18 protein-coding genes and 2 pseudogenes are annotated in these 26,603 nt (G+C 64.3%); 14 read left to right on the top strand and 6 right to left on the bottom strand.

Annotated features, from left to right (window positions below; all coding sequences use genetic code 11):
- The first annotated feature begins 1 nt into the window (after position 1).
- The gene (locus tag R2N16_RS07120; RefSeq protein ID WP_316664934.1) at positions 2-3,097 is read left to right on the top strand and encodes an efflux RND transporter permease subunit; all 3,096 of its coding nucleotides are present in this window, start codon (positions 2-4) and stop codon (positions 3,095-3,097) included.
- Between the two features lie 92 nt (positions 3,098-3,189).
- The gene (locus tag R2N16_RS07125; RefSeq protein ID WP_316664935.1) at positions 3,190-3,666 is read left to right on the top strand and encodes an Hpt domain-containing protein; all 477 of its coding nucleotides are present in this window, start codon (positions 3,190-3,192) and stop codon (positions 3,664-3,666) included.
- On the opposite strand, the gene R2N16_RS07130 is transcribed toward R2N16_RS07125, so the two are convergent.
- The gene (locus R2N16_RS07130) at positions 3,649-5,031 is read right to left on the bottom strand and encodes an APC family permease (RefSeq protein WP_316664936.1); all 1,383 of its coding nucleotides are present in this window, start codon (positions 5,029-5,031) and stop codon (positions 3,649-3,651) included. The two genes, R2N16_RS07125 and R2N16_RS07130, sit on opposite strands and share 18 nt — an antisense overlap.
- A 308-nt stretch (positions 5,032-5,339) precedes the next feature.
- Between R2N16_RS07130 and R2N16_RS07135 the strand changes: the two genes are divergently transcribed.
- The 4 genes from R2N16_RS07135 to fdhD are packed head-to-tail and all read left to right on the top strand — an operon-like array spanning position 5,340 to position 10,420.
- The gene (locus R2N16_RS07135; protein ID WP_316664937.1) at positions 5,340-6,995 is read left to right on the top strand and encodes an OFA family MFS transporter; all 1,656 of its coding nucleotides are present in this window, start codon (positions 5,340-5,342) and stop codon (positions 6,993-6,995) included.
- Positions 6,996-7,023: 28 nt separating this feature from the next.
- Entirely contained in the window at positions 7,024-9,363 is a 2,340-nt protein-coding gene (locus R2N16_RS07140) for an FdhF/YdeP family oxidoreductase (RefSeq protein ID WP_316664938.1), read from the top strand.
- Complete coding sequence (locus tag R2N16_RS07145; RefSeq protein WP_316664939.1) at positions 9,363-9,608, top strand: MarR family transcriptional regulator; 246 nt, start codon at positions 9,363-9,365, stop codon at positions 9,606-9,608. The genes R2N16_RS07140 and R2N16_RS07145 overlap by 1 nt, the downstream gene beginning before the upstream one ends.
- A complete protein-coding gene (fdhD, locus tag R2N16_RS07150; protein WP_316664940.1) occupies positions 9,605-10,420 on the top strand; it encodes a formate dehydrogenase accessory sulfurtransferase FdhD in 816 nt (271 codons plus the stop codon). Before R2N16_RS07145 ends, fdhD begins: the two co-directional genes overlap by 4 nt.
- A gap of 147 nt (positions 10,421-10,567) precedes the next feature.
- On the opposite strand, the gene R2N16_RS07155 is transcribed toward fdhD, so the two are convergent.
- Positions 10,568-12,463, bottom strand: coding sequence for a potassium transporter Kup (locus R2N16_RS07155; protein WP_316664941.1), 1,896 nt, complete (start codon positions 12,461-12,463; stop codon positions 10,568-10,570).
- A 351-nt stretch (positions 12,464-12,814) separates the two neighbouring features.
- Here R2N16_RS07155 and R2N16_RS07160 point away from each other — a divergent pair, with 351 nt between their 5' ends.
- Both R2N16_RS07160 and R2N16_RS07165 read left to right on the top strand, forming a co-directional pair.
- Positions 12,815-13,018 carry a cold-shock protein gene (locus R2N16_RS07160; RefSeq protein ID WP_027679026.1) on the top strand — a complete coding sequence of 68 codons (204 nt, stop codon included), beginning with the start codon at positions 12,815-12,817 and terminating at the stop codon, positions 13,016-13,018.
- 176 nt (positions 13,019-13,194) lie between these two features.
- Positions 13,195-13,401, top strand: coding sequence for a cold-shock protein (locus R2N16_RS07165; RefSeq protein ID WP_024978714.1), 207 nt, complete (start codon positions 13,195-13,197; stop codon positions 13,399-13,401).
- A 77-nt stretch (positions 13,402-13,478) separates the two neighbouring features.
- Here R2N16_RS07165 and R2N16_RS07170 read toward each other — a convergent pair whose 3' ends face one another.
- The gene (locus R2N16_RS07170; RefSeq protein WP_316664942.1) at positions 13,479-15,002 is read right to left on the bottom strand and encodes a CoA-acylating methylmalonate-semialdehyde dehydrogenase; all 1,524 of its coding nucleotides are present in this window, start codon (positions 15,000-15,002) and stop codon (positions 13,479-13,481) included.
- A 13-nt stretch (positions 15,003-15,015) separates the two neighbouring features.
- On the opposite strand from R2N16_RS07170, the pseudogene R2N16_RS25625 reads away from it, so the two are divergent.
- A pseudogene (locus tag R2N16_RS25625) lies at positions 15,016-15,114 on the top strand (hypothetical protein); the annotation flags it as partial.
- On the opposite strand, the pseudogene aptA reads toward R2N16_RS25625, so the two are convergent.
- Positions 15,070-16,431: pseudogene (aptA, locus tag R2N16_RS07175) on the bottom strand (omega-aminotransferase AptA); the annotation flags it as partial. The pseudogenes R2N16_RS25625 and aptA overlap by 45 nt on opposite strands.
- Positions 16,432-16,498: 67 nt before the next feature.
- On the opposite strand from aptA, the gene R2N16_RS07180 reads away from it, so the two are divergent.
- From R2N16_RS07180 to R2N16_RS07195, 4 genes are all read left to right on the top strand, one after another.
- Positions 16,499-17,902, top strand: coding sequence for an aminotransferase-like domain-containing protein (locus R2N16_RS07180; protein WP_316664944.1), 1,404 nt, complete (start codon positions 16,499-16,501; stop codon positions 17,900-17,902).
- Positions 17,903-18,095: 193 nt separating this feature from the next.
- Entirely contained in the window at positions 18,096-18,839 is a 744-nt protein-coding gene (locus tag R2N16_RS07185) for an acetoacetate decarboxylase (protein WP_316664945.1), read from the top strand.
- A 48-nt stretch (positions 18,840-18,887) separates the two neighbouring features.
- Positions 18,888-19,673, top strand: coding sequence for a 3-hydroxybutyrate dehydrogenase (locus R2N16_RS07190; RefSeq protein WP_169340920.1), 786 nt, complete (start codon positions 18,888-18,890; stop codon positions 19,671-19,673).
- 32 nt (positions 19,674-19,705) lie between these two features.
- Entirely contained in the window at positions 19,706-20,968 is a 1,263-nt protein-coding gene (locus tag R2N16_RS07195; RefSeq protein ID WP_316664946.1) for a patatin-like phospholipase family protein, read from the top strand.
- A 53-nt stretch (positions 20,969-21,021) separates the two neighbouring features.
- Here the strand turns inward: R2N16_RS07195 and R2N16_RS07200 are convergent, their stop codons facing one another.
- Positions 21,022-23,133, bottom strand: coding sequence for a cation:proton antiporter (locus tag R2N16_RS07200; RefSeq protein ID WP_316664947.1), 2,112 nt, complete (start codon positions 23,131-23,133; stop codon positions 21,022-21,024).
- Entirely contained in the window at positions 23,130-24,206 is a 1,077-nt protein-coding gene (locus R2N16_RS07205; RefSeq protein WP_316664948.1) for an oxidoreductase, read from the bottom strand. Before R2N16_RS07205 ends, R2N16_RS07200 begins: the two co-directional genes overlap by 4 nt.
- Before the next feature lie 265 nt (positions 24,207-24,471).
- Here R2N16_RS07205 and R2N16_RS07210 point away from each other — a divergent pair, with 265 nt between their 5' ends.
- Positions 24,472-26,592 carry a TonB-dependent receptor gene (locus R2N16_RS07210; protein WP_316664949.1) on the top strand — a complete coding sequence of 707 codons (2,121 nt, stop codon included), beginning with the start codon at positions 24,472-24,474 and terminating at the stop codon, positions 26,590-26,592.
- The last annotated feature ends 11 nt before the right edge of the window (positions 26,593-26,603 follow it).

The raw sequence follows: 26,603 nt of genomic DNA on the forward strand, positions 1-26,603 counted from the left end.
CATGGGCTTCAACCCCATCGCGGGCATTCTCAAGCGGCGGCTGCTGATTGTCTTCCTGGCGATCGCGCTGCTGGTGGCCGGCGTGCTGTCGTTCCGCGAACTGCCGCTGCAGGCGTATCCCGGTGTGGCGCCGTTGTCGGTCCAGGCCATCACGCAATGGCCGGGCCGCAGCACGACCGAAGTCGAGCAGCAGATCACCATCCCGATTGAAAACGCACTGGCCGGTGTGCCCGATGTGCAGTCGTTCCGCTCGGTATCGCTGTTCGGGCTGTCGGTGGTGACGCTCAAGTTCAAGGAAGGCACCGACAGCTTCAAGGCGCGGCAGAACTTCTCGCAATACGTGGCCGCCGCCAACCTGCCGACCGGCGTGCAGCCGTCGCTGAGCCCCGACTCCGATGCCACCGGCGAGATCATGCGCTTTCGCCTGGTGGGCGACGGCGTAGACCTCACCACGCTCAAGAGCTATCAGGACTACGACATCACCAAAGAGCTGAAGCACGTGCAGGGTGTGGCGGATGTCAGCGCCTTCGGCGGCAAGGTGAAGGAGTACCACATCGTCCCGTCGCCAGCGAAGCTGCAGTCGTACGGCCTCACGCTGTCGCAGCTCATCACGGCCATCGGCAACGCCAACAACAACACCGGCGGCAACCTGCTGCGCGACGGCGAGCAGCAGTTCGTCGTGCGCGGCGTCGGCCTGCTGCAGACGGTGGACGACATCCGCAACGTGGTGGTCAACGCCAACAATGGCGTACCGGTGCGCGTGCGCGATATTGCAGAGGTGGAAGTCGGCAACGTGCAGCGTCTGGGACAGGTGCAATACAACGACCAGCCCGACGTGGTGGAAGGCATCGTGCTGCTCAAGCGCGACGCCAACGCCAGCGAGGTGCTGGCCAAGGTGCGCGAGAAGGTGGCCGAGCTGAACAACGGCATCCTGCCCAAGAGCATTCAGATCAAGCCGTTCTACGACCGCCAGGTGCTGCTCGACATCACCATGGGCACGGTCGAACACACACTGGTGGTGGGCATCTCTCTGGTGCTTGCGGTGTTGTTCGTCTTCCTGGGCAACCTGCGCGCAGCGGCCGTGGTGGCAGCGGTGATTCCGCTGGCGCTGTGTGTGTCGTTCATCAGCATGGAGCACTTCCATGTGCCGGCCAATCTGATCTCGCTCGGGGCGATCGACTTTGGGGTGATTGTCGACGCCGCCGTGATCGTGATGGAAAACATCATGCGGCACCTGGAAGAAGGCGCCGAGAAGCTGGATGACGCCATCGTCAAGGCCACCAGCGAAGTGCAGCGCGCGATGATCTTTTCCACGGGCATCATCATCGTGGCGTATTCGCCCCTGTTCTTCATCGGCGGCGTGGAAGGCATCATCTTCAAGCCGATGGCATTCACGATGGGCTTTGCCCTGATGGCGTCGATCGTGCTAAGCCTGACCTTCGTGCCGGCCACCACGTCATTCGTGTTCGGCAAGACGCTGCATCCGCATTCGCCGGCGTTCATCACGGCGATCCTGCGCTGGTACAAGCCGCTGCTGCGCCGCCTGATTGCGCGCCCGATGACGGTCTTTGCGACCGCCGTCGCGGCGCTTGTGCTGACGCTGTACAGCGCCACGTTCCTCGGCACCGAGTTCCTGCCCACGCTGGAAGAAAACAACCTGTGGCTGCGCATTACGTTGCCCAACACGGTCGATCTGGACTACTCGGCTTCCGTGGCGAGCGACCTACGCGCGTACTTCGTCAAGCAGCCCGAAATCAAGCAGGTCTCGGTGCAGATCGGGCGCCCCGATGACGGCACCGATTCCACCGGCGTTTTCAACCAGGAGTACGGCCTGTACTTCGCGCCGCCTGACCAATGGCCCGCCGGCATGACCAAGGCGAAACTCGTCGAGCGTCTGTCCAAGCGTCTGGAGAAGATTCCCGGCATCGAATACAACTTCTCGCAGTACATCCAGGACAACGTGGATGAAGCGCTCTCGGGCGTGAAGGGCGAGAACTCGGTCAAACTGTTCGGCAACGATCTGAACGTGCTCGAGGCCAAGGCCAACGAGATCCAGGCGCAGCTCAAGAAGGTGGCAGGACTGGTGGACGTGGGCATCTTCCGCGAGCTGGGCCAGCCGACGCTGAACGTTTCCATCGACCGCCAGGCCGCTGCACGCTTCAACATCAACGTGAGCGACGTGCAGAACCTCGTGCAATACGCCATTGGCGGCGCGCCGGTCACGCAGATCCTGGAAGGCGAGAAATCATTCGGCCTGGCGGTGCGCCTGAACCAGCAGGCACGCGCTTCGTACGATGCCATCCGCGAGTTGCTGATCGATACGCCCGACGGCCAGCACGTCCCGTTGTCGATGATCGCCAAGGTGGAAATGACCGACGGCCCGTTCTTCATCTACCGCGAACTCGGCAAGCGCTACATCGCCATCAAGTTCGGCGTGCGCGGCCGCGACCTGGGCAGCGCCGTGGACGAAGCTCAGCGCGTGGTGGGCGACAGCGTGCAGTTGCCCGAGGGCTACACCGTCAAGTGGGACGGCCAGTTCAACGAGATGAAGGTCGCCCAAGGCAAGCTGATGGTGATCGTGCCGTTGACTATCCTCGTGATCTTCCTGCTGCTCTACAGCACCTTCGGCAATTTCAAGGATGCGCTGATGGTGGTGCTGAATGTGCCGTTTGCCGCCATCGGCGGGCTCCTGGCGCTGCATATCGCGCATGAAACGCTGTCGATTTCGGCGGGTATTGGCTTCCTGTCGTTGTTCGGCATCGCCATCCAGGACGGGGTGATCCTGATCTCGTACGTCAATCGTCTGGCGCAATCTGAAAACGTGCGGGAAGCCACCGTGGACGGCGCCGCACTGCGCCTGCGCCCCGTGATCATGACGGCCATGCTGGCGGGCCTGGGCCTGTTGCCCGCGGCGCTGTCGCACAGCATCGGCTCGGAAGCGCAGCGCCCGCTGGCTCTGGTGATCGTCGGCGGCATGGTCACGACGACGATCCTCACGCTGCTGGTGCTGCCGGTGGTCTTTACCTGGGCGCACCGTCATCGCCGCCCACCGTCGCGCGATTCGGACGTCAATCCGACCGCCGCCATGCTGCCTTAAACCGCGCGTGTGCTGAAAGCGCAACGGGCGCATCGCTTCCCAGGCGGTGCGCCCGTTTTCATTGGGGTCTGCATCAGAATCGGAGCAATCTCATGGTTGCGCGTGGGCCAGGCGTGCAGAGTGCGTCTCTGACCCTCATCGCACGCACCGCCACCATGCACACCACGCCCAACGTACCTGCCAGCGTCGCCGCACAGTTCCCGCCGCAGGTCGTCGCCACGCTCGTCGAGCTGCTTGGCAACGATCTGCAGCAATGGCGTTTTATCGTCGATCTGTTTTGCGAGACGATGGAACAGGATCTCGCCAACCTGGAGCAGGCCATCCGCAGCGGGGCAGACGCGCAGATCGTTGAAGCGGCGCACCGCATCGTCGGTTCCGCGCGCATGCTTGGGCATCAGCCCATTGGCGATGCTGCCCGCAGCATCGAGCGCACTGCACAGAACCCCGGGCCGTATCACGAGCGCGCGGCACAAATGCAATCCGCCCTCACCCACCTGCGCGTGCTGGCCGATGAATTCCGCCAGCTGGCAAGCAGTTGCCCGTGGCCCAACTCAGCGGTGGCGGGCTAACCGTGCGCCACGCTCGGCAGACCATCGGTTGAACAGCAGCGGCACCACGCCCACGGCGATGCCGCCCAGGCCCACCAGGTTTGTCGTCAAATCAAACGTCGGTACGCTGTAGGCCGCGATAAACCACAAGAACAACGCGCTGCCCAACGGCCACCCCACCAGAAACACCGCGTTGAACACCGAGCGCAGCGCTTCACGCCGGTAGTGCCACGCGCAGGCGAAGCCCGCCAGCCCGTAGTAGAACGCCACCTGAAACCCGATCGCATTGACCGAGTCCTTGATGATGGCGTTGATGCTCGGAAAGAACGACGCACCAAACAGCAGCACCAACCCGATCGCGGCGATCACGATGGTGGCCACCCATGGCGTGCGCCAGGTTGGATGCAGCATGGCATAGCGCGCATGCAGCATGCCGTCGCGGCCCTTGGCGTACAGCGTGCGCGTGAACTGCAGGATGGAAGTCTCCAGCGTTCCGACGGTGCTCAACATGACGGCTACCACCGCCACGTAGCTCCACGGACGCGGCAGCAGCTTGTCAGCCACCGCAAAAATGACGTTGGTGCTTGACTGCTCGATCTCCGAATCACTCAGCACGAGCAGGATCACGGCGGCAAAACCCATGAACAGTGCCAGCACGATCACCATGGCCCAAAGTGCGCCACGGCCGGGCGCGTGATTGGCGTCGCGTGTTTCTTCCGTCAGGTTGACCGTTACATCCCAGCCCCAGAAGAAGAACAGCGCGGTGAGTGCGCCAGTCGCAAACAACTGTGGCGTAAACGCCGTCGGCGACAGCCACGCCCATGACAAGGCATGCGCCGGATGCGCACCGAATTTCACCACCGCCAGCACGATCAGGCCGCCCAGAATGACTGTTTCCGTGACGGTCATGGCGATCTGCGAATAGCTCGTCAGTTTGATGCCCTTGATGATGACGGCACTCACCACCAGCAGCCACGCTGCGGCCACCAGCGCGACCACAGCGGGCTGGGCCGCCAGTGACGGCGCCACCAGCGTGAGCGTGGCCGTGGCGGCCGGGATCGTGCCCGACACCATAAACACGCCTGAGGCCACCAGCAGCGCCCAACCGGCAAAGAAGCCCAGCGTGCGGTTGAAGATGGCGCCCACCCAGGCATACGCCGCGCCGGCATGCGGGTTGAGGCGATTCAGGTGCAGGTAGGCGAACGTCACTCCAAACATGATGAGCCCGCAATACAGCAGGCTGGCCGGTGTGAGCCCCCCCACCGCGCCGATCAGCGTGGCCGTGGTGGCGGCAATGCTGAACGCGGGCGCGGTGCCCGCCACACCCATGACGATGGATTCGCTCACACCCAACGCATGGGATTCAAGTTGCGTATCGCCTGCCATCGCCACCTCCACGATCCATTTCTTCAGTATTGACGCTTGCAACCGGAACACCAACTGCGGCGATCCCTCACCCGGTTATTTATGTTTTTGTTCACATAAATTAAGCAATTAGGCTGTACGTTGCGCAATTCGCAATACAACGGGTGACTACAACTATTGATCTAGAGCACGATGCCCCACTATCTTTCGCGGGCAACGTCGGCGCATTCCAACTGCAGCCGGCTGGCACGCACCGGCCATGACCGGCGCGGCCGCACCGTTTCACCACGAACGTCACAACACGGGCTCAACTTATCCGGGGGGATTCGATGTCCGAAGCAGTCCTGCATCCATTTTTTTCGCGCGAGCGCACCGTCGCCGCGGTTGGTTTCAACCGCTGGCTGGTTCCGCCTGCCGCGCTGGCCATCCATCTTTGCATTGGCATGGCCTACGGTTTCTCCGTCTTCTGGTTGCCGCTTGGCCGCGCGCTGGGCATTACCAAGCCGCTCACCTGCGGCGCCGATGTCTCGCTGATCGCTGAGTTGTTCACGACCACCTGCGACTGGCGCGTCTCCAGCCTGGGCTGGATGTTCACGCTGTTCTTTGTGTTCCTGGGCGCATCTGCTGCCATGTGGGGCGGCTGGCTCGAACGCGTTGGCCCGCGCAAGGCTGGCGTCGTATCGGCCGTGTGCTGGTGCGGCGGGCTGTTGATCTCCGCACTTGGCATCCAGATGCACCAACTGTGGCTGCTGTGGGTGGGCTCGGGCGTGATCGGCGGCATTGGCCTGGGGCTGGGCTACATCTCGCCCGTGTCGACGCTGATCAAGTGGTTTCCGGACAAGCGCGGCATGGCCACCGGCATGGCCATCATGGGCTTTGGCGGCGGCGCGATGATCGGCGCCCCGCTGGCTGACCGTTTGATGAAGCTGTTTGCCACGCCCGAATCGGTCGGCGTGTCGCAAACGTTTATCGTGTTGGCGGGCATCTACTTCGTGTTCATGATGGCGGGTGCGCTGGGTTACCGCGTGCCGCCCACGGGCTGGAAACCGGCCGGCTGGACGCCCTCGCCAGCCAAGGCGAAGGACACGATGGTTACCCAACGCCATGTCCACGCAAATGAAGCGCTGAAAACGCCGCAGTTCTGGCTGATCTGGGCCGTGCTGTGCCTGAACGTGTCTGCCGGTATTGGGGTGCTGGGCATGGCTTCGCCGCTGCTGCAGGAAGTGTTTGGCGGCAAGCTGCTGGGCGTGACGACATCGTTCATGGACCTGACCGCCGCGCAAAAGGGACAGATCGCGGCCATCGCTGCGGGCTTCACGGGTCTGCTGAGCCTGTTCAACATCGGCGGCCGCTTCTTCTGGGCCTCGCTGTCGGACCGCCTCGGCCGCAAGATGACGTACGCGGTCTTCTTCGTGCTCGGCTTCGTGCTGTACGCATCGATTCCGTGGACGTCGCACACGGGCAATATCGCGCTGTTCGCACTGGCCTTCTGCGTGATCCTGTCGATGTACGGCGGCGGTTTTGCGACCGTGCCGGCCTACCTGGCTGACATGTTCGGCACGCAGATGGTGGGCGCCATCCACGGCCGCCTGCTCACAGCGTGGTCCACGGCCGGCATCCTGGGCCCCGTGCTGGTGAACTACCTGCGCGAATACCAGATCGCCCATGGCGTGGAACGCGCGGCCGTATACGACATCACGATGATGATCCTGGCCGGCCTGCTGATCCTCGGCTTCATCTGCAACCTGCTGGTGCGCCCCGTCAACGCGAAGCACTTCATGACCGAAGCGCAACTCGACGAGCAGCGTCACGCTGCGGCAACCAAGAACCCGACGCCGTCGGTTGCTTCACCGGAAACGTCGCTCGAATGGAAGGCACATCCGGGATCGGCCGTGGCCGTGGTGCTGGCCTGGGCGGCGGTCGGCCTGCCGTTGGGCTGGGGCGTTTGGATTACACTCCAAAAAGCCGCCGTTCTTTTTTCCTGACACCTGATTTGAAGCCGCCCCGCCACCCATGAAGCACCAGAAGATCGAGTTTTACCGTCATCCGGCCGGTGGCTGGGGCGCGCTCAAAAGCGTTGCGCATCAACTGCTGTCGCAGGGCATTGCGGCCAAGGGCGCCAAGACGATGTTGTCGGCCAACCAGCCCGACGGGTTCGACTGCCCCGGCTGCGCCTGGCCCGATCGCGATCACGCTTCCACCTTCGAATTCTGCGAGAACGGCGTCAAAGCCGTGGCTGCCGAAGCGACGTCCCGCCGCACCACGCCTGAGTTCTTCGCGCAGCACACCGTGCGGGAACTGGCCGAGTGGTCCGACTACGCACTCGAAGACCAGGGCCGCCTGACGCACCCGATGGTGTACGACGCGACCAGCGACAAGTACATCCCGATCGAGTGGGACGCCGCTTTCGCGCTGATTGCGCGGCACCTGCGTGCACTGCCTGATCCGAACCAGGCGATCTTCTACACCTCTGGCCGTACCAGCAATGAGGCGGCCTTCCTCTACCAGTTGTTCGTGCGCGCGTATGGCACGAACAATTTCCCCGACTGCTCCAACATGTGCCACGAGCCCTCCGGCACAGGCATGCGGGGCAGCATCGGCGTTGGCAAGGGCACCGTCACGCTCGACGATTTCACCAAAGCCGATGCCATCTTCATCTTCGGCCAGAACCCGGGCACGAATCACCCGCGCATGCTCGGTGAGCTGCGCGAGGCCTCCAAGCGTGGCGCAAAGATTGTGTCGTTCAACCCGCTGCGCGAGCGCGGGCTGGAGCGGTTTGCCGATCCGCAAAGCAAGATCGAGATGCTGACGCTGGGCTCTACGCGCATCAGTACCGAATATCACCAGGTGCGCATCGGCGGCGACTTGGCGACCGTCAAGGGCATCATCAAACACGTGATCGAGCGTGACGACGTGGCACGCAGCCGCGGCGAGCCCGCCATCATCGATCACACGTTCATCGCCCAGCACACCGGCGGCTACGACGCCTTCGCCGCCGACGTGCGCGCGGAGTCGTGGGCGACCATCGAGGCTGAATCGGGCCTGCCGGAAAATGAAATCCGCCAAGCCGGCGATACGTACATCAAGGCCGGCAGCGTGATCGCGTGCTGGGGCATGGGCATCACCCAGCACAAGCATTCCGTCGCGACGATCCAGATGATCGTCAACCTGCTGCTCCTGCGCGGCAACATCGGGCGCCCGGGTGCCGGTGCGTGCCCCGTGCGCGGCCATAGCAATGTGCAAGGCGATCGCACCATGGGCATCTACGAGAAGCCCGCGCCTGCGTTCCTCGACCGCCTCGAGCACGTCTTCGGCATCCAGATGCCGCGCGAACACGGTTACGACACCGTCGGCGCCATCGAGGCGATGCGCAACGGCGCGGCGCGCGTGTTCTTCGCCATGGGCGGCAACTTCGCGGCGGCCACGCCGGACACCGCTGCCACGTGGGCCGGCCTGCGCCAGTGCGACCTGACCGTGCACGTGACCACCAAGCTCAACCGCAGCCACATCGTGCACGGCAAGGCCGCGCTGATCCTGCCGTGCCTGGGCCGCACCGAGATTGACCAACAGGCCGGTGGCACGCAAGGCGTGACCGTGGAAGATTCGATGAGCATGGTGCACATGTCGGCGGGCATCAATCCGCCGGCGTCGCCGCATCTGCTGTCGGAGCCCGCCATCGTGGCGCGGCTTGCTGAAGCCACGCTGCCCGAAAGCACGATCCCCTGGCGCTGGCTGGTAGAAGACTACGACCGCATCCGCGAGCGCATCGAAGCCGTGTTCGACGACTTTGCCGGCTTTAACGAGAAGATTCGCGTGCCGGGCGGCTTCCGCCTGCGCAACACGGCGTCGGAGCGCGTGTGGAACACGCCGTCTGGCAAGGCGGAATTCCACGCGCATGCCGTGCCGACCGACACGCCGGTCCACCGCGCCCGCGAGCGCCATGCCGACGCGACCGTCTTTACGCTGGCCACGGTGCGCTCGCACGACCAGTACAACACCACCATCTACGGCATGGACGACCGCTACCGCGGCGTATTCGGCCAGCGCCGCGTGGTTTTCATCAACAAGGAAGACCTGCACACGATCCGCATGAAAGACGGCGAGTGGGTCGACATGGTGACCCTCTCCGACGACGGCACCACGCGCCGCGCCGATGGCTTCCGCCTGGTGGCGTATGACATTCCGCGCGGCTGTCTGGCGGCCTATTACCCCGAGACCAATCCGCTGGTGCCGCTGTCTTCCGTGGCAGACCAGGCCCGCACGCCGACATCCAAGTCGATTCCGGTGATGCTGGTGCCAAGCCAGGTCGAGCGCACCGCTGACAGCCAAGCGGCCACCACGGCCGACGCGTGATGCCAACCGAGCCGGCGTGGTCTGCGCTTCAACTGGCGCTGCTGGCGGCATTGCGCGAGACCGACGCCGGCAAGCCGGTGTCGCTGCCATGGCTGACCAAGCGCGTGGACGAGCGCGCCAGCACGGTGCTGCGCGCACTGCATCCTCTGGCTGACGCGGGCCTGCTGTGCGTCGCCATGGACGACACACGCTGGCGCATCGTGCTGCTCGACGCCGGCCGCGTTCTTCCCGATTTCACTGCATGACCTTCCTGCCCCGCCACCCCGCCGGATTACCCGTCGTTTCCACCACCGCGACGAAACGCACGCGCGTCGGCACGCAAGAAGACGCCTCCACCGCTGTGGCTGATGAAGCCCCCGTGGCGCTCGTCTTCAACGGCATCACGCATGCGGTCATGATGGCGTCGCCAGCCGACCTGGAAGACTTTGCATTGGGTTTCGCGCTGTCGGAGGGCATCATCGACAGCCGCGCCGATTGGCGTGGCGCAGATGTGGAAACGCATCCGCATGGGCTTGAAGTGCACGCGGAGATCGCCTCGCATTGCTTCGTGCGGCTGAAGGAACGCCGCCGCGCGCTGGCCGGCCCGACCGGCTGCGGCCTATGCGGCATTGAAAGCCTGCAGACCTTTGAAGACGCACCGGCACCGCTGGTGCCCCCGGCGTGGATGGCATCGCTTACCGACGCGCAGGTGCTGGACGCCATGCAGGCGATGACCACGCATCAACCGGCCAACGCGCTCACGGGGGGCATGCATGCCGCAGGCTGGGTGCCTGCGGACGGCAACGTGCCGCTGCATGTGCTTGAAGACGTGGGCCGTCACAACGCACTGGACAAGCTGATCGGCCGGCTGGCCCGGCTGGGCGTCCGCCCCGCTGACGGCTTCATCGTCATGACGAGTCGTGCGAGCTTCGAACTGGCGCGCAAGTGCGTGCATGTGGAGGTTCCGTTGCTGGCGACCATTTCCGCGCCGTCCTCGCTGGCGATCCGCCACGCCAAGACCGGACAGCTGACACTGCTGGCGTTCTGCCGGGGCGATAGCGTGACGCGGTTCGCCTGAGCAGCGCGCGATCACGCCATAGCGCTCACATCACGCCGAAGACTCGCGAGCCGTCGCCGCCTGCATAACGGTGTATTGCAGTGCTGTCCTGTCCTGGCAGAGCACCGTCGAGCCCTCCGCCGTGCGGGCTTCTTCTTCCGGCCACGCTTAGATCTCCACCTTGCTTCCCAGCTCAACCAGGCGGTTGGCAGGAATCCGGAAGAAGTCCGACGGCTTGGCGCTGTTGTGCTGCATCCAGGCAAACAACGACTCGCGCCACATCACCATGCCAGGCAGCGGTGACGGCACCACCGTGGCGCGCGTAATGAAGAACGAGGTTTCCATATCTTCAAAAACGATGCCCAGCCGCTCACCCACGTTGCGGACGATCTCGTCCACGGCCGGTGTCTCCTTGAAGCCGAAATCCACCACTGCCGCGTAGATGTCTTCCCCAATGGTTTTGATGACCAGGCGCTTGGCAGGGTCCACATACGGCACAGCCAGCGTGCGGAAGTGGATGAACAGCACGCGCCTGTGCAGCACATGGTTGTGCTTGAGGTTGTGCAGCAACGCCAGGGGTACGAAATCGATGCTCGGCGTGAGATACACGGCTGTGCCGTCCACACGATACGGCGGATGGCGCAGCAGCCCTTCCATAAACGGCTCGAGCGGAATGCCGCCTTCCACATTACGCGCCTTCAGCAGCTGCGTGCCGGTATGCCACGTCACCATGAGGAAGAAGATCAAGCCGCCCAGCAGCAGCGGGAACCAGCCACCCGCCGCGATCTTGAGCAGGTTGGCGGAGAAGAACGACAAATCCACCGCCAGGAACACCGTGCCGAGGCAGGCAACCAGCCACAGGCGCCACTTCCAGGCGTTGCGCATGACCACCGTGACCAACCCCGTCGTCAGCACCATGGTGGTCGTCACCGCAATCCCATAGGCCGCGGCCAGGTTGTCGGACTTACCGAACGCCAGCACCACCGCCACCACCAATACCAAGAGCATGTAGTTGACGACCGGCACGTAGATCTGGCCGATCTCCACATCCGACGTGTAGAGAATCTTCATGCGCGGCGCATAACCCAGATGCACGGCCTGCGCCGTCATCGAAAACGCGCCCGAGATCACGGCCTGCGACGCAATGACGGTGGCCGCCGTGGCCAGTACCACCATCGGGCCGACGGCCCAGTTCGGCATCAACAGAAAGAACGGGTTCTGCACAGCGCTCGGCTCGCGCAGCAGCAAGGCGCCCTGGCCAAAGTAGTTCAGCAGCAGGCACGGCATGGCAATGTAGAACCACGCATAGCGGATCGGGCGCGCGCCAAAGTGGCCCATGTCGGCATACAGCGCCTCGGCGCCGGTCAGGGCCAGAAACACCGAGCCAAACACGACAAACGCCAGCACCGTATGCCGGAATCCGAATTCAATGGCGTACACGGGGCTCAGCGCCACCAATATCTCCGGTGACTTCACCACCGAAGCCAGCCCCAGCAGCCCCAGCAGCACAAACCAGATCACCATGATCGGCCCGAACAGGCGCCCGACCACGTGCGTGCCCTGCTTTTGAATCAGGAACAGGCCGATCAGCACGATCAGCGCGAGGGGCAACACCCACTTCTGCAGCGCGGGCGCCATGATCTCCATGCCCTCAATGGCGGAGAGCACCGAAATGGCGGGTGTGATGACGGCATCGCCGTAGAACATGGCGGCGCCGAGCAGGCCAAGCAGCATCAACGTGCGTGTGAACCGGGCGCTACCGCTGCTTGCGCGCATGGCCAGCGCCGTAAGCGCGAGGATGCCCCCTTCGCCGTTGTTGTCGGCGCGCATGACGAACAACACGTATTTGACAGACACCACCAGCGTCATCGCCCAGAAGAGCATCGACAGGATGCCAAAGACGGTCTGATCGGAAAACGGAACCCCATGCTCGGGGTTGAAGCATTCCTTTAGTGCATACAGGGGGCTGGTGCCGATGTCCCCGAAGACCACGCCGATCGCGCCCACCATGGTGGCCATCAACGCGGGATTTTTGTTGGTTTGACTGGCTGCGGCTGTCGTCATGGGTAGGCTGCGACTGGAACGACGGGGGCGCACGCAATTTTCGTGCACCGTCTGTGACACCGGCTTTGCGGGGCGAGCCGAGTGCGGCAGAAGCCACTAAAGCTTAGGTGAAAACGCTCGGTTTTGCGCGGGTGTTTGCACCGATGGCAAGCGCGCCCCAACCCTGCTGCGCACCCAAAAACGACCGCCCCGACCGTCCTAAACAGAAAGGGAAAAAAAACAGACTTTGACGGGGAGACGCGCCAAGCATATATTCACCAAACGATCGTTTGGCCGGTTCGGCCGGGTCTGCCTGCTGCGTTTGTATTTGGCCGGCGGCCGATCGATTTCTCAACTTCACGACTCAAAATCATGGCTACTGGTACCGTCAAGTGGTTCAACGACGCAAAGGGTTTCGGCTTCATTACCCCGGATGATGGCGGCGAAGACCTTTTCGCACATTTCTCTGCTATCAACGCCGCGGGCTTCAAAAGCCTGAAGGAAGGTCAGAAGGTGTCGTTCGAAGTCACGCAAGGCCCCAAGGGCAAGCAAGCTTCGAACATCGTGCCCCAGTAACAAGGAGCACGCGGGCGCGGTAGCCCGGTTTTGGCTTGCCGCGCGAGGTTTCCTCGCGCGAGTATTGGCCGGGATATTCCGCCAGGCAGGTTGTTCAGTACGTGTTTGCCATCAAGCAGTCGGATGGCCGCCGGAAGCGGTGGCCTGGTTTGACGAACCCCTATTGGGAGCATGCAATGGCCAGCCGAATTGAAGAGAACGCCGTTCAATATGATCCGCCCGCCGGGGCAGCTGCAGAAATGCATGCTGCCCCGAGTTTTATTCGGGACTCGGAAATCCAGTTTTCGCGCTCGCAGACATTTCATGAGGGCCAGCGCGTCAGCTTTGACGTAGAGATCGGGCCCGATGGCGAACTCATCGCCGTCAACATCAAACCAATATGACACGCCGGTTTCAACTCGGCATGCTCAAAAGGAAAAAGGGAGGCAGTGCCTCCCTTTCTCATGGATGATGCGCCGGCTTACTTGGCCGTTGGCATAACGAACTCGGCACCCTTGCCAATCGAATCCGGCCAGCGTTGCATCACGCTCTTGTATCGCGTGTAAAAACGCACACCTTCTTCGCCATAGGCGTGGTGGTCCCCGAACAGCGAGCGCTTCCAGCCGCCAAAGCTGTGCCACGCCATCGGCACCGGAATCGGCACGTTGATGCCGACCATGCCCACCTGGATCTGCCGCGCAAAGGCGCGCGCCACGCCACCATCGCTCGTGTAGCACGACACGCCATTGCCGAACTCGTGCGCGTTGATCAGGTTCACCGCCTCGGCAAGATCATGCACGCGCACCACCGAAAGCACCGGGCCGAAGATCTCTTCTTTGTAGATCGTCATGCCTGGCTTGACGTGATCGAACAGCGTGCCGCCCGTGAAGAAGCCTTCGGCATGGCCGTCGACCGTGTGGCCACGGCCATCCACCACCAGCTTGGCGCGCTCTTCCACGCCCTTGGCGATATAGCCTTCCACCTTGGCCTTGTGCGCGGCGGTCACGAGCGGACCCATTTCGCTGTCGGCTTGCATGCCGTCGCCGATCTTGAGCGCCTTGGCGCGCTCGGCAAGGCGCGGGACGAGCTTGTCAGCCACGTCGCCCACTGCCACGGCCACGGAGATCGCCATGCAGCGCTCACCGGCCGAACCGTAGCCGGCACCAATGAGGGCATCCACCGCTTGGTCGAGGTCCGCATCGGGCATGACGACGAGGTGGTTCTTTGCGCCGCCCAGGGCTTGCACGCGCTTGCCGCGCTTGGTGCCCTCGGCGTAGATGTATTCGGCGATGGGCGTGCTGCCGACGAACGAGATGGCCTGCACGTCCGGATGCTCAAGCAGCGCATCGACGGCATCCTTGCCACCCTGCACGACGTTGAACACGCCATCGGGCAGGCCAGCCTGCTTGAGCAGGTCAGCAATCATCAGGCTCGGGCTCGGGTCACGTTCGCTCGGCTTGAGGATGAACGTGTTGCCGCACGCCAGCGCCACGGGTGCCATCCACATCGGCACCATGAACGGGAAGTTGAACGGCGTGATGCCGGCCACAACGCCCAGCGGCTGGCGCAGGTTCCAATTGTCGATGCCGCCACCGATGTTGTCGGTGAACTCGGTCTTGAGCAGGTTCGGAATGCCGCAGGCGAACTCGACCACTTCAATGCCGCGCGTGACTTCGCCCTTGGCATCGGAGAACACCTTGCCGTGCTCACGCGTAATGGCGGCAGCCAGGGCATCCTGGTTCTGGTCGAGCAACTCCTTGAACTTGAACAGAACGCGCGAACGCTTGAGCGGCGAGGTCTCGGCCCAGGCCGGAGCGGCAGCGTGTGCGGCGGACACCGCGGCGTCTACCTCGGACTTGCCGCCCAGCAGCACCTGCGCGCTCACAGCGCCCGTGGCGGGGTTGAACACATCGGCGCTGCGCGTGCCGCTGCCGGCATGGCGTTGGCCGCCGATGTAATGGCTGACAACGGATTCCGTCACGGCAGGATCAATCGGTCGGTTCATTTCAGGCTACCTCTTGCAGAACGGTACGAACGGTTTCGAAGATGCGCGCGATCTGCGCCTCTTCGATGATGAGCGGCGGCGAGAACGCCAGGATATCGCCGGTGTAGCGCACCAGCACGCCACGCTCCAGGCATTTCAGGAAGACTTCGTAAGCGCGCGCGCCCACCGCGCCCGGGCGCGATTCCAGCTCGATGCCCGCCACGAGGCCCAGGTTGCGGATGTCCTTCACGTGGGGCGCGCCCTTGACTGAATGGGCTGCCGCTTCAAAGGCCGGCGACAGCGCACGCGCACGCTCGAACAACCCTTCGCTGCGATACAGATCCAGCGCCGCCACCGCTGCGGCCGCAGCCAGCGGGTGCGCCGAATACGTATAGCCGTGGAACAGCTCGATCGCGCCCGGCGCGCCGGCGTCGACCACAGTGTCGTGCACCGACTGACGCACGGCCACGGCGCCCATCGGCACGGCGGCGTTGTTGATACCCTTGGCCATCGTCAGCAGATCCGGCGTCACGCCAAAGAACTCCGCCGCCGTTGCCGCGCCCAGGCGACCAAAACCGGTGATGACTTCATCGAAGATCAGCAGGATGCCGTGCTTGTCGCACAGCGCGCGCAGGCGCTGCAGATAGCCCTTGGGCGGCACCAGCACGCCGGTGGAACCCGCCAGCGGCTCGACGATGACGGCGGCGATGGTCGACGCGTCATGCAGCGTGACAAGGCGCTCCAGCTCATCGGCCAGATGCTCGCCCCAGGCCGGCTGGCCCTTGGAGAACGCATTGTGCTCGGGCGCATGCGTGTGGGGCAGGTGGTCCACGCCCGGGAGCAGATTGGCCGAGAACGCCTTGCGGTTCGGAGAGATGCCGCCCACGGAGATGCCGCCGAAGCCTACGCCGTGATAGCCGCGCTCGCGGCCGATCAGGCGTGTGCGCTGCCCTTCGCCGCGCGCGCGGTGGTAGGCCAGCGCAATCTTGAGTGCCGTATCCACCGCTTCCGAACCGGAATTGGCGAAGAAGATGCGGTTCAGCCCTTCCGGCATGATCTCGGCGACTTTTTCTGCCGCGCGGAAAGCCAGCGGGTGCCCCATCTGGAAGGTGGGTGCGAAATCCAGCGTGGCGGCCTGCGTGGTGATGGCGTCGACGATTTCCTTGCGGCAGTGACCGGCGTTGACGCACCAGAGGCCGGCTGTGCCATCCAGCACCTCGCGGCCGTCGCCGTCACGGTAGTACATGCCCTGGGCCGACGTCAGCAGGCGCGGTGCGGCCTTGTACTGGCGGTTGGCCGTGAACGGCATCCAGAAATAGGACAGATCGGTGGTTTCCAGCGGGTGCGGTGCGGGTTTCATCGGCGGCTCCGAAAAAACAGCGGAAAGGGAACGGACTGGGCAAGCCAGCAATTGGAGCAAACTGTACAGAGTCGAATGCGAGACGGACATGCACAGATGGCGGTTCTATAAGAAACTGTATAGGCGCCCACCCACGGCTTCCGTGCCGCACCGCAACATGCAACTCGAACTCGATCCTTCTCATCCCCAGCGTACGTTGGTCGACCAGATCGTCCAAGGCATTCGTACGGCGGTCGACAACCATGCCCTGCTGCCGGGCACGCGGCTGCCATCCGTGCGCAAGCTGGCCCAGGCCCACGATGTGAGCACCTTTACGGTGGCGGAGGCCTATACACGGCTGGCGGCGCTCGGGGCCATCGTCGCGCGGCCGCGCTCGGGCTATCTGGTGGCGGCGCGCACACCAACCCAACCCGCGCCAGTGGCCCCGCGCTGGGAACCGCCCACACTGAACGCTGCGTGGCTGCTGTCGGATGTGTTTGCCGATCGCTCCATCGCCATCAAGCCGGGCTGCGGCTGGCTGCCGAACGACTGGCTGGACGAGCGCGGTGTGCAGGAAGCCATGCGTGCGGTGAGCCGTGTGTCTGCGCTGCGGGTGGCGGGCTACGGACACCCGTGGGGTTATGCACCGTTGGGTGACTACGTGGCGCAGTCGCTTGCGCTGCGTGGGCTGCCGGTGGAACGCTCGCAGGTGCTGCTGACCAGCGGCGCGACGCAGGCGCTCGACCTGGTCGTCCGCACCCTGTTCAAAGCCGGCGACGTTGTAGCCGTGGATGACCCCGGCTACTGCAACGTGCTCCAAGTGCTCAAGCTGGCCGGCCTGCGCGTGGTCGGGGTGCCGCGCACGCCGGACGGGCTCGACACAGCGGCATTGGAAACCATCCTGCGTGCGGACGACGCCAACCGGCCGCGCGCCCTCTTCACCAGCTCCGTGCTGCAGAACCCCACCGGCTCGTCGATGACCGCGCAGAACGCCTATCGTGTGCTGCAGCTGGCCGAACAGCACGGCCTCTGGATCGTTGAAGACGACCTGCACCGCGAGCTTGCCGACCCGGCCGCGCCGATGCTGGCCGCACTCGACGGCCTGCGCCGCACACTGTACGTGAGCGGTTTCTCCAAGACGATCTCGCCTTCATTGCGCGCGGGCTACGTGGTAGCCGATGCCGCCATCACACGCGAGCTGGCGCGCACCAAGATGGCAGTGGCGCTCACGTCGTCGGAAATCACAGAGCGCATCGTGCATGCGTTCGTCACCCGCCCCGTCTATGGGGAACACGTGGCGCGGCTGATCGCACGGCTGGACGAAGCCCACACGCACGCCGAAGCCCTGATGCGCCAACATGGTGCCGAACCATTCGATACGCCGGGGCGCGGGCTCTTCCTGTGGGCGCGGCTGCCGGGTCAGGCAGATGCTTCCGCACTGGCCAACCGGGCCATTGACCACAACATCTGGCTGGCGCCCGGGCAGTATTTCCGGCCGCATGACGAGGCCAGCCCCTGGCTGCGCTTCAATGTGGCGTACTCCGCCGAACCGGCACTCTGGGAATTTCTCTCGCACGCCTGACTGGCTGCTCTGCGTGCGCCGCAATGGCGTATTGCATGCAATCAATTGCGTGAACGGCACTCAAACGTGAACTTCGCGTGAACGGAAGGTTGCAGGGTCACAAAAGCGCGACACGATGCGCTGTCACCTACCGTTCTCTTGCGCCGTACCGATTCCCAACGCCACCTGCAGCCGAACCTGCACAAGGAGTGCCATGGACATCAAGACCGTCCGCGAAACCGCCTTCGCGATGCCGCTCACGAGCCCCGCCTACCCGCCCGGCCCGTACCGCTTCATCCATCGCGAGTTCTTCATCATCACGTACCGCACCGACCCGGCCAAGCTGCGTGCCATGGTTCCGGAACCGCTGGAAGTGCCGGAACCGCTCGTCGCCTACGAGTTCATCCGCATGGCCGACTCCACCGGCTTTGGCGATTACACCGAGAGCGGCCAGGTGATCCCCGTCACGTATGAAGGCAAGCCGGGCACCTACACGCTGGCGATGTACCTGGACGACCACCCGCCCCTGGCCGGCGGCCGCGAGATGTGGGGCTTTCCCAAGAAACTCGCGACGCCCAAGCTCGTGACCGACAAGGACACGCTGATCGGCACGCTCGACTACGGCCCCGTGCGCGTGGCGACCGGCACCATGGGCTACAAGCACCGCGAGCTGGATCTGGCCGAACAGAAACGCCGCCTGGAGCGCCCGAACTTCCTGCTCAAGATCATTCCGCACGTGGACGGCAAGACCGCGCGCATCTGCGAGCTGTCGCGCAACTACTTGATCGACATCGACATGAAAGGCGCCTGGACGGGCCCCGCATCGCTGGAACTGGCGCACCATGCGCTGGCGCCCGTGGCCGAACTGCCCGTGCTTGAGATTGTCGAAGCCCGACACATCGTTGCAGATCTGACCCTTGGCATGGGCGAGGTCGTGTTCGATTACCTCGCGCAGTAACGCCTGCCCAACGCCATCCTTTTCCCCGTCAACCCCCGGAGTACACACATGTCTGATTTGAAAGGCAAAGTCGCCGTCGTCACGGGTGCCGCCAGCGGCATCGGCAAACAGATCGCTCTCACGCTCGCCAATTCGGGCGCGGCCATCGCCATCGTTGACTTGAACGAGGACGGTGCCAAGGCCGTCGCCAAAGAGATCACCGATGCAGGCGGCAAGGCCATCGGCCTGCGCATGGATGTGACCGACGAACAAGCCGTGGACAGCGGCATCGACCGCGTGGCCGAAGAACTCGGCTCGGTCGACATCCTGGTCTCGAATGCCGGCATCCAGATCGTCAATCCGTTCGTGAGCTACTCGTTTGCCGACTGGAAGAAGATGCAGGCCATCCACGTCGACGGCGCGTTCCTGACCACGCGCGCGGCGCTGCGCCACATGTACAAGGACGACCGTGGCGGCGTAGTGATCTACATGGGCTCGGTGCACTCGCACGAGGGCTCGCCGCTGAAGTCGGCCTACGTGGCAGCCAAGCATGCGCTGCTCGGCCTGAACAAGGTGCTGGCCAAGGAAGGCGCCGCGCATAACGTGCGTTCACATGTGGTGTGCCCGGGTTTTGTGCGCACGCCACTGGTCGAAAAGCAGATTCCCGAACAAGCGAAGGAACTCGGCATCAGCGAAGACGAGGTCGTGAAAAAGGTCATGCTGGGTGATACCGTGGACGGCGTGTTCACCACGGTGGAAGACGTGGCCGAGACGGTGCGCTTCCTGGCCACGTTCCCGAGCGCTGCGCTGACCGGCCAATCGTTCGTGGTGAGCCACGGCTGGTTCATGCAATAAATCTCTGCACACGCAAGGAGGTTGGAGGAGATATGCCCGCACCAAAACTACGCGTGGCCGCGAGCAAGCGGCCCACTCCGGCAGAATCGTCACGCCCGGCAGATGCACCGCTCACTACGGCACAGCGCATCGTGCTGCCGGCCTACGAGAATATCGCGCTGGTGCTGCAAGGCGGTGGCGCGCTTGGCTCGTACCAGGCCGGCGTGTTCGAAGGGCTGGACGAAGCCGGCATCGTACCGAACTGGATTGCGGGCATCTCCATCGGGGCGCTGAATACGGCCATCATTGCCGGCAATGCACCCGAGCATCGGCAAGCGAAGCTGCGGGAGTTCTGGCAGATCATCACGCAGCCGACGTTCTCGCCGCCGCTGCCCGACATTCTGGAAAACGCCTGGTTTGACGGCAACGCGCATCTGCGCAAATGGCTGACCGCCATGCAGGCGGCCGACACGCTGCTTGAAGGCCAGCGCGGCTTTTTTACGCCGCGATTTCCTGCCCCGTTGCCAGCCAACGAAGTCGACCCGCTCGAAGCCAGCTACTACGACACCACGCCGCTCAAGGCGACGCTGGAACGCCTGTGCGATTTCGACCGGATCAACGACGGCGGCATTCGCGTGTCGGTGGGGGCGGTGAACGTCCGCACCGGCAATCTGGAAGCCTTCGACAACACCGAGCGCCGCCTGCGCGCGGAGCACTTCATGGCATCGGGCGCACTGCCGCCGGGCTTTCCACCCGTGCTGATCGACGGCGAGTACTACTGGGACGGCGGTGTCGTCTCCAACACGCCGCTGTCGTATGTGCTGGGCTCCAAGCCCCGCCGCGACACGCTGGTGTTTCAGGTGGACCTCTGGAGCGCGCTGGGGCCGGTGCCGAATACGATGATCGGCGTGGCAAGCCGGCAGAAGGACTTGCAGTACTCCAGCCGCACGCGGCTCACCACCGACTGGATGGAACGCTCGCAATCCACGCGCCGGCTGATGCGCAAGCTGCTCGATCACCTGCCGCCCAAGGAGTTCGAGCGCACGCAGTGGTACAAGCACGCGCAGGAGATGGCCTGCACCAAGCGCTACAACGTCTTCCACCTCATCTACGCGGCCAAGGAACATGAAGGGCCGGGCAAGGACATCCAGTTCGGGCCCTCGACCATGCGGGACCACTGGGCCTCGGGCCTGGCGGATATTCGCGAATCGCTCTCGCACCCGGAATGGCTGGAGATGCCCAATAACGACACAGGCTTCGTTACGCACGACATCCACCGCCATCCGGGCGTGGAGCGGGAAGACAAGCGGCTCTGAGTCGCTCGCCGCTGGGTCGCGCTGAGTCGCCCCTCAGCCGCCCCTGAGTCGCACTAGTGCGGTGTGGCCGGCGCCCGCAGCGCAGTCGACAACGGCGGGCGCGGCAGCGCCGCCGTCCAGGCTCGGCGGATCACCGCACTGATCTGCTTGTAGACCTCTTTGGAGATCACCGTTTCGGCCAGCATCGTGTCGATCTTGCTCTGGCCGATGTAGAGCGCGAACAGCACCAGCAGGCGCTTTTCCAACGCGGCGCTGTAGTCGCCAAATTTTTCGCGCAGCTCGGCCAGGCCTTCTTCCGCCGCCTCGATCCGGGCAATCAACACGCCGTCGAGCAGGTCTGCCATGCGCTCGCCCAGCACGGGTTGCAGCGATGCGCGGTTGTACGCGCGCAAGCGTTCGAGCACCGTCTGGCGGCAAATGAGCAATTCAAAGCGGTCGGCCAGCGCGTTGGCCAGCGGGCGGTCGATATGCACCACCCGGTGTAGCCAGACCGCGAACCGGTAGCCGACGTGCTTGGCCAGGATGCGCCTCGATACGCGCTTGTAGCCCAGGCGCCCTTCCGTGCGCGCTGCGTCGATCATGTCGGCGGTGTTGCGCATCATCGCGTCGAGGTTGCGGATGGAGATGAGCCCGTTGCCGTACTCGGGAATCAATTCGCGCTCACGCGTGGCGAGCGAAACAAGGCCGATGGTCAGGCGCTCCCGTTCGGACAGAGCTTCCTCGAGGTTCAGCTCGACAGCGCCAGCCGCGACCTCCCGCCGATACACCTCCGCGGCCTCATCCGTCGCACCCGACGTGAAATGGAAATGCCCACCGATGCGGCGCATGGTCGACTCCACTTCCTCCGTCGACATGTTCAACGCCTGCCCTTGCAGGGCCTGCTCTTGCGGCGACAACTGATCGAGCCCCAGCCGGCGCATCACCCAGCGCAGCGTCGCCCCATTGAAGAGCACGCTGACCAGCACAAAACCGGTGGCGAGAATGGTCACGAAATGACGATCTGCCTCGCGCACGGCCTGGTTCTCGGCCACACCCAGCGCCAGCACCAGCGTGACGGCGCCACGCAGGCCGCCCCACGAAATCGCCAGCTTGTAGGCATGGCTGACCGGCGCGGAGAGTTTGAACCACGCGAGCGCCGGCAACAGACCGAACAGCACGGCGAGGCGAGCAGCAAGTGCGGCGAGCACGATCACCGCCAGCCACAGCGCGTCTTTCCACACCACGCCGTGCAACAGCTCCGGCACGCGCACTGCGGCCAACAGGAAGACCACCGCCCCGGCCAGCGCAGCAATCTGCTCCCAAATGAGCTGCAGGTGCGACCAGTTGCGCGGCGTCAGGCGCGTGCGGCCCAGCGCGCCAATCACCAGCCCTGCGCACACCACCGACACCACGCCTGACACGCCGAGCACGTCCTCGGCCACGAGATACAGCGGATAGGGCAGCGCCAGCGTCCAGGCGGCTTCGGCCTGGGCAATGCCGTGCAGCGCCGGCAGCAGGAATGCGGCGATACGCCCGGCAATCAACCCGAACACCACGCCGCCACCGAACGCCCTGGCCAGTTCACGCAAGCCGCTGCCGACGGAGGCATCACCGCCGTGCCCTGTCAGCATGGCAAGCAGCACGCCCATGATGGCAATGGCCGCCGCGTCGTTGAGCAGCGCCTCGCCTTCCACCAGGCGGATCAGCCGCGCCGGCGCACCCACATCGCGAAACACCGCGATCACGGCGGACGGATCGGTCGTGGCAATCATGGCGCCGAGCAGCAGGCACGTGACGATGCCGAACGGTGTGACTGCGGCCGCGGCGAGCCCGATCACACCCGTGGCCACCACGACGGCCACGATGGCCAGCATCAAAATCGGTGCGGCATCCGGCGCCATGCTGCGCACATCCACCGACAGCGCTGCCTGAAACAACAGCGGCGGCAGGAACAGCCACAGGTACGCCTCCGCTGGCCAACTCGGATCAACGAGCGGCGCGAAGAACGTGGTCGCCAAGGCAGGGGCACTGTTCTGCACGATCACATAGGCGCCGCCGATGCCAATGCCCGCCAGCGCCAGCAATGTCGATTCCGGCAGCGTCAGGCGCGAGGCCAGCATCTGCACCAGCGCCACCACGGCGAGCAAACCGCCCACCACCAGCAACAGGATGACGACACCGTTCACGAGACGGTCTCCCGTGCGGCCAACCAATCCGCGCGCTCGGCATCGGTCAGGTCCGGCACGACTGCCGTACCGGTCTCGGCGGCGGCCACTGCGGCTTCGAGGACGGCCATGACGGCCACGGCTTGCACGGGCGGGACGGGGTTTGCGCCCCGGCCGACGATGGCATCGCGCACAGCGGCGTAGTAGGCGCGCTGGTCGCCGGCGGGCGTTGCGATGGCGGTTTCCGTGGATGTTGCGCCGTCGATCAGACAGCCCGCGTCATCGTCCAGGCCCCAGCCTTGCTCGCCGGGCCGCATGCCGGCCAGCAGTTGCGCTTCCTGCTGATCCATCCGGCGCTTGACGAATGAACCGCGCGTGCCGTGGATGACCCAGCGCGGCGATCCGCCCGCGACCAGCATGCTCGCGTGGAGGATCGCCCTGCGCTCGCCCACTTCCAGGACGACATGCGCCCAGTCCGGCGTTTCAGCGCCCGGCCGCTGGCGTGCGAACGAGGCGCTCACCACATCGGGCAAGCCGAGCAGTTGCAGTGCCTGGTCGACCAAATGCGGGCCAAGATCAAACCAGATGCCCGTGCCCTGCCCTGCCTGCTCGCGCCAGCGGGCGCGCACCTGCGGGCGATAGCGGTCGAAATGGGCCTCCACGTGCATGGCTTCGCCAATGGCGCCGCCCGCAATCGCCGCTTGCACGGCGAGGAAGTCGCTGTCCCACCGACGGTTCTGAAAGACCGACAGCATGCGCCCCGTCTCACGCGCCACCCGCGCCAGATGCCGCGCCTCTGCCAGCGTGACGGTGAACGGCTTGTCCACGATGACATGCTTGCCGGCGCGCAACGCGGCTTCGGCCAACGGCGCGTGACGGTCGTTGGGCGCAGCGATGACCACGAGGTCGACGTCCGCATGCGTTGCCGCCGCTTCGGGCGTGCAGACCACGGCGTTTGGCCGATCTGCATGCACGGCATCCGGCCGGTTGGAGCCGATGACCTGCAAATGCAGCCCCGGCGTGGCGTCGATCAATGCGGCGTGAAAGAGCTTGCCTGCATAGCCATAGCCCACCAAAGCGGCTCTCAACGGCATCTGATGTGATGAATACGACATGTGTAAAAAATGGCAGAAAGCAGGCGATTGAGACGCTCCCGACGCAACTTGGTGCCCGGAATCTTGTGGCACGCCACGGAAAATTGCCGCGCACAACATTGGCAACCGTTGCCCATCGTCAAAAATACGCCTTAACTCTCTTGTAAATAGGAATTGTTCTCATTATTATTTGCGCCTTCACATTCTGAAGGCGCCAACCCCGGGGGAGGGAGTCGGCCCTACTTTTCACTTTACGGGAACTGCAATGCCGCCGAAACGTTTGTGCCTGTCACTGGCCGTCCTTGGAACGCTGCCATTTGCCCACGTGGCAACTGCCGCCGACACCGTGGCGGCAGCCGACGCCGGCACGTTGCCGACTTCCACGGTCAAGGGTACGCGCAGCAGCGCGAGCTACGACACGCCGATCGCGAACACGGCCACGAAGATTCCCGTGCCGCTGCGCGAAATTCCGCAGTCGGTGAACGTCGTGCCGCGTGCAGTCATCCAGGATCAGGGCGCGCTGTCGATCAACGACACGCTGCGCAACGTGCCGGGCGTGTCGGCCTCGCTGGGCGATGCGCAGCGCGATCAGGTGACCATTCGCGGTTTCTCGTCGATCAATGACCAGTACGTCGACGGCCTGCGCGATGACTCGCTCTACTTCCGCGATCTGTCCAACATCGACCGCGTTGAAGTGCTGAAGGGCCCCGCGGCCGTGCTGTATGGGCGTGGTTCGTCCGGCGGCATCATCAACCGCGTGACCAAGAAACCGCTGGCCACGCCGCTGGCCGAAGTGGGCGTGGTGGTGGGCACCGAAGGCCAGAAGCGCGCCGAGTTCGACCTGAACACGTCCATCAACAACGACGCCATCCGCGCGCGCATCAACGGTGCGGTTGAAGATTCGGGCGGTTTCCGCAACGACTATTTCCTGCGCCGCCAGGCGATTTCGCCGTCGTTCCTGTTCAATCTGGCGCCTGATACCAAGTTGATGGTGCAGTTCGACTACCTGCACGACAAGCGCATTGCCGACCAGGGTGTGCCATCGTATCGGGGCCGTCCCGTGAACGTTCCCATCGACACGCGCTACGGTTCGGCCGATGCGGGCGCCGGCAACGTGGAATCCACCGTCAAGAGCGTGACCGGCACGCTGGACCACCGCTTCAACGACAAGTGGTCGTTCCACAGCGTGGTGCGCAACTACGAATACTCGCTCGGCCGCAACAACTACACGACGGTCAGCCGCGTCACCGATGGGCCGATCCCGACCGTCACGCTCGCCGTCAACCAGCGCAACCGCAGCGACCGCGGCACGCTGTGGCAGAACGAGCTGACGCAAAAGGCCGAGACCTGGGGCATCCAGCACACGCTGCTGTACGGCATCGAGCTGGGCTATCAGGACAAGAGCGACCGCGTGGCCGCCGCGCCGGGCAGCACGACCTACAACCTGTTCAACCCGACGCTGCAGGTGTTGCCGACCGTACCCGGTAACGCAGTGCCAACCAACTACGGCCTCTCGCACAACGAGACGTATGCGGCGTACGTGCAGGACTTGATCAAGTTCTCGCCGCAATGGACGGTGCTCGCCGGCCTTCGCTACGAAATCCTCAAGCAGAGCCGCGACGACCTGACCCCGCGCAATGTGGATCTGTCGCGCACCGACAAGCCGGTCAGCCCGCGCTTGGGGGTTGTGTATCACCCGATCGAGCCGCTGTCGCTCTACGCGTCGTACAGCCGCTCGTTCCAGCCGCTGGCGGACAGCTTCACATTTTTCCCGAACAGCGGCGCGCTGGCACCGCAGTCGACCACGAACTACGAGATCGGCGCCAAGTACGACCTCTCGGCCGGCGCCAGCGTGACGGCCGCGCTGTTCGATATGAAGCAGACCAACCTGACGGCGGCCGATCCGGTCACGTTGCTGGGCGTGCCCATCGGCACGCAGCGCACGCGCGGGCTGGAGCTGTCGTTTACAGGCGAGATTGTGAAAACCTGGTCGCTGATGGCGAGCTATGCCTATCTGAACGGCCGCCTGGAAAACCCGAACGACCGCAGCGGCGGCGTGGCCGTCAACGGCAATCAGCCGTCGCTCACGCCGCGGCATAGCGGCTCGGTATGGCTTAAGCACGATCTGCCGAACGGCTTCTACGTGGCCGGCGGCGTGCGTGCGGAAGCTGCGCGTTACGCATCGCAGTACAACCTGACGACGCTGCCCGGCTACATGACGGTGGACCTGGGCGCCGGTTATCGCAGCAAGCACCTGGATGTCACCCTGAACCTGCAGAACCTGTTCAACCGCGCGTACTACGTGTCGGCTCACGGCGGCGCCGAGAACTACAACATGCCGGGTGCCCCGCGCATGGCGCTGCTGGGCGTGCGCTACAAGATGTAAGCGGCGAACAG

The sequence above is a fragment of the Ralstonia psammae genome (assembly GCF_958405935.1).
GTDB classification, from domain to species: domain Bacteria; phylum Pseudomonadota; class Gammaproteobacteria; order Burkholderiales; family Burkholderiaceae; genus Ralstonia; species Ralstonia psammae.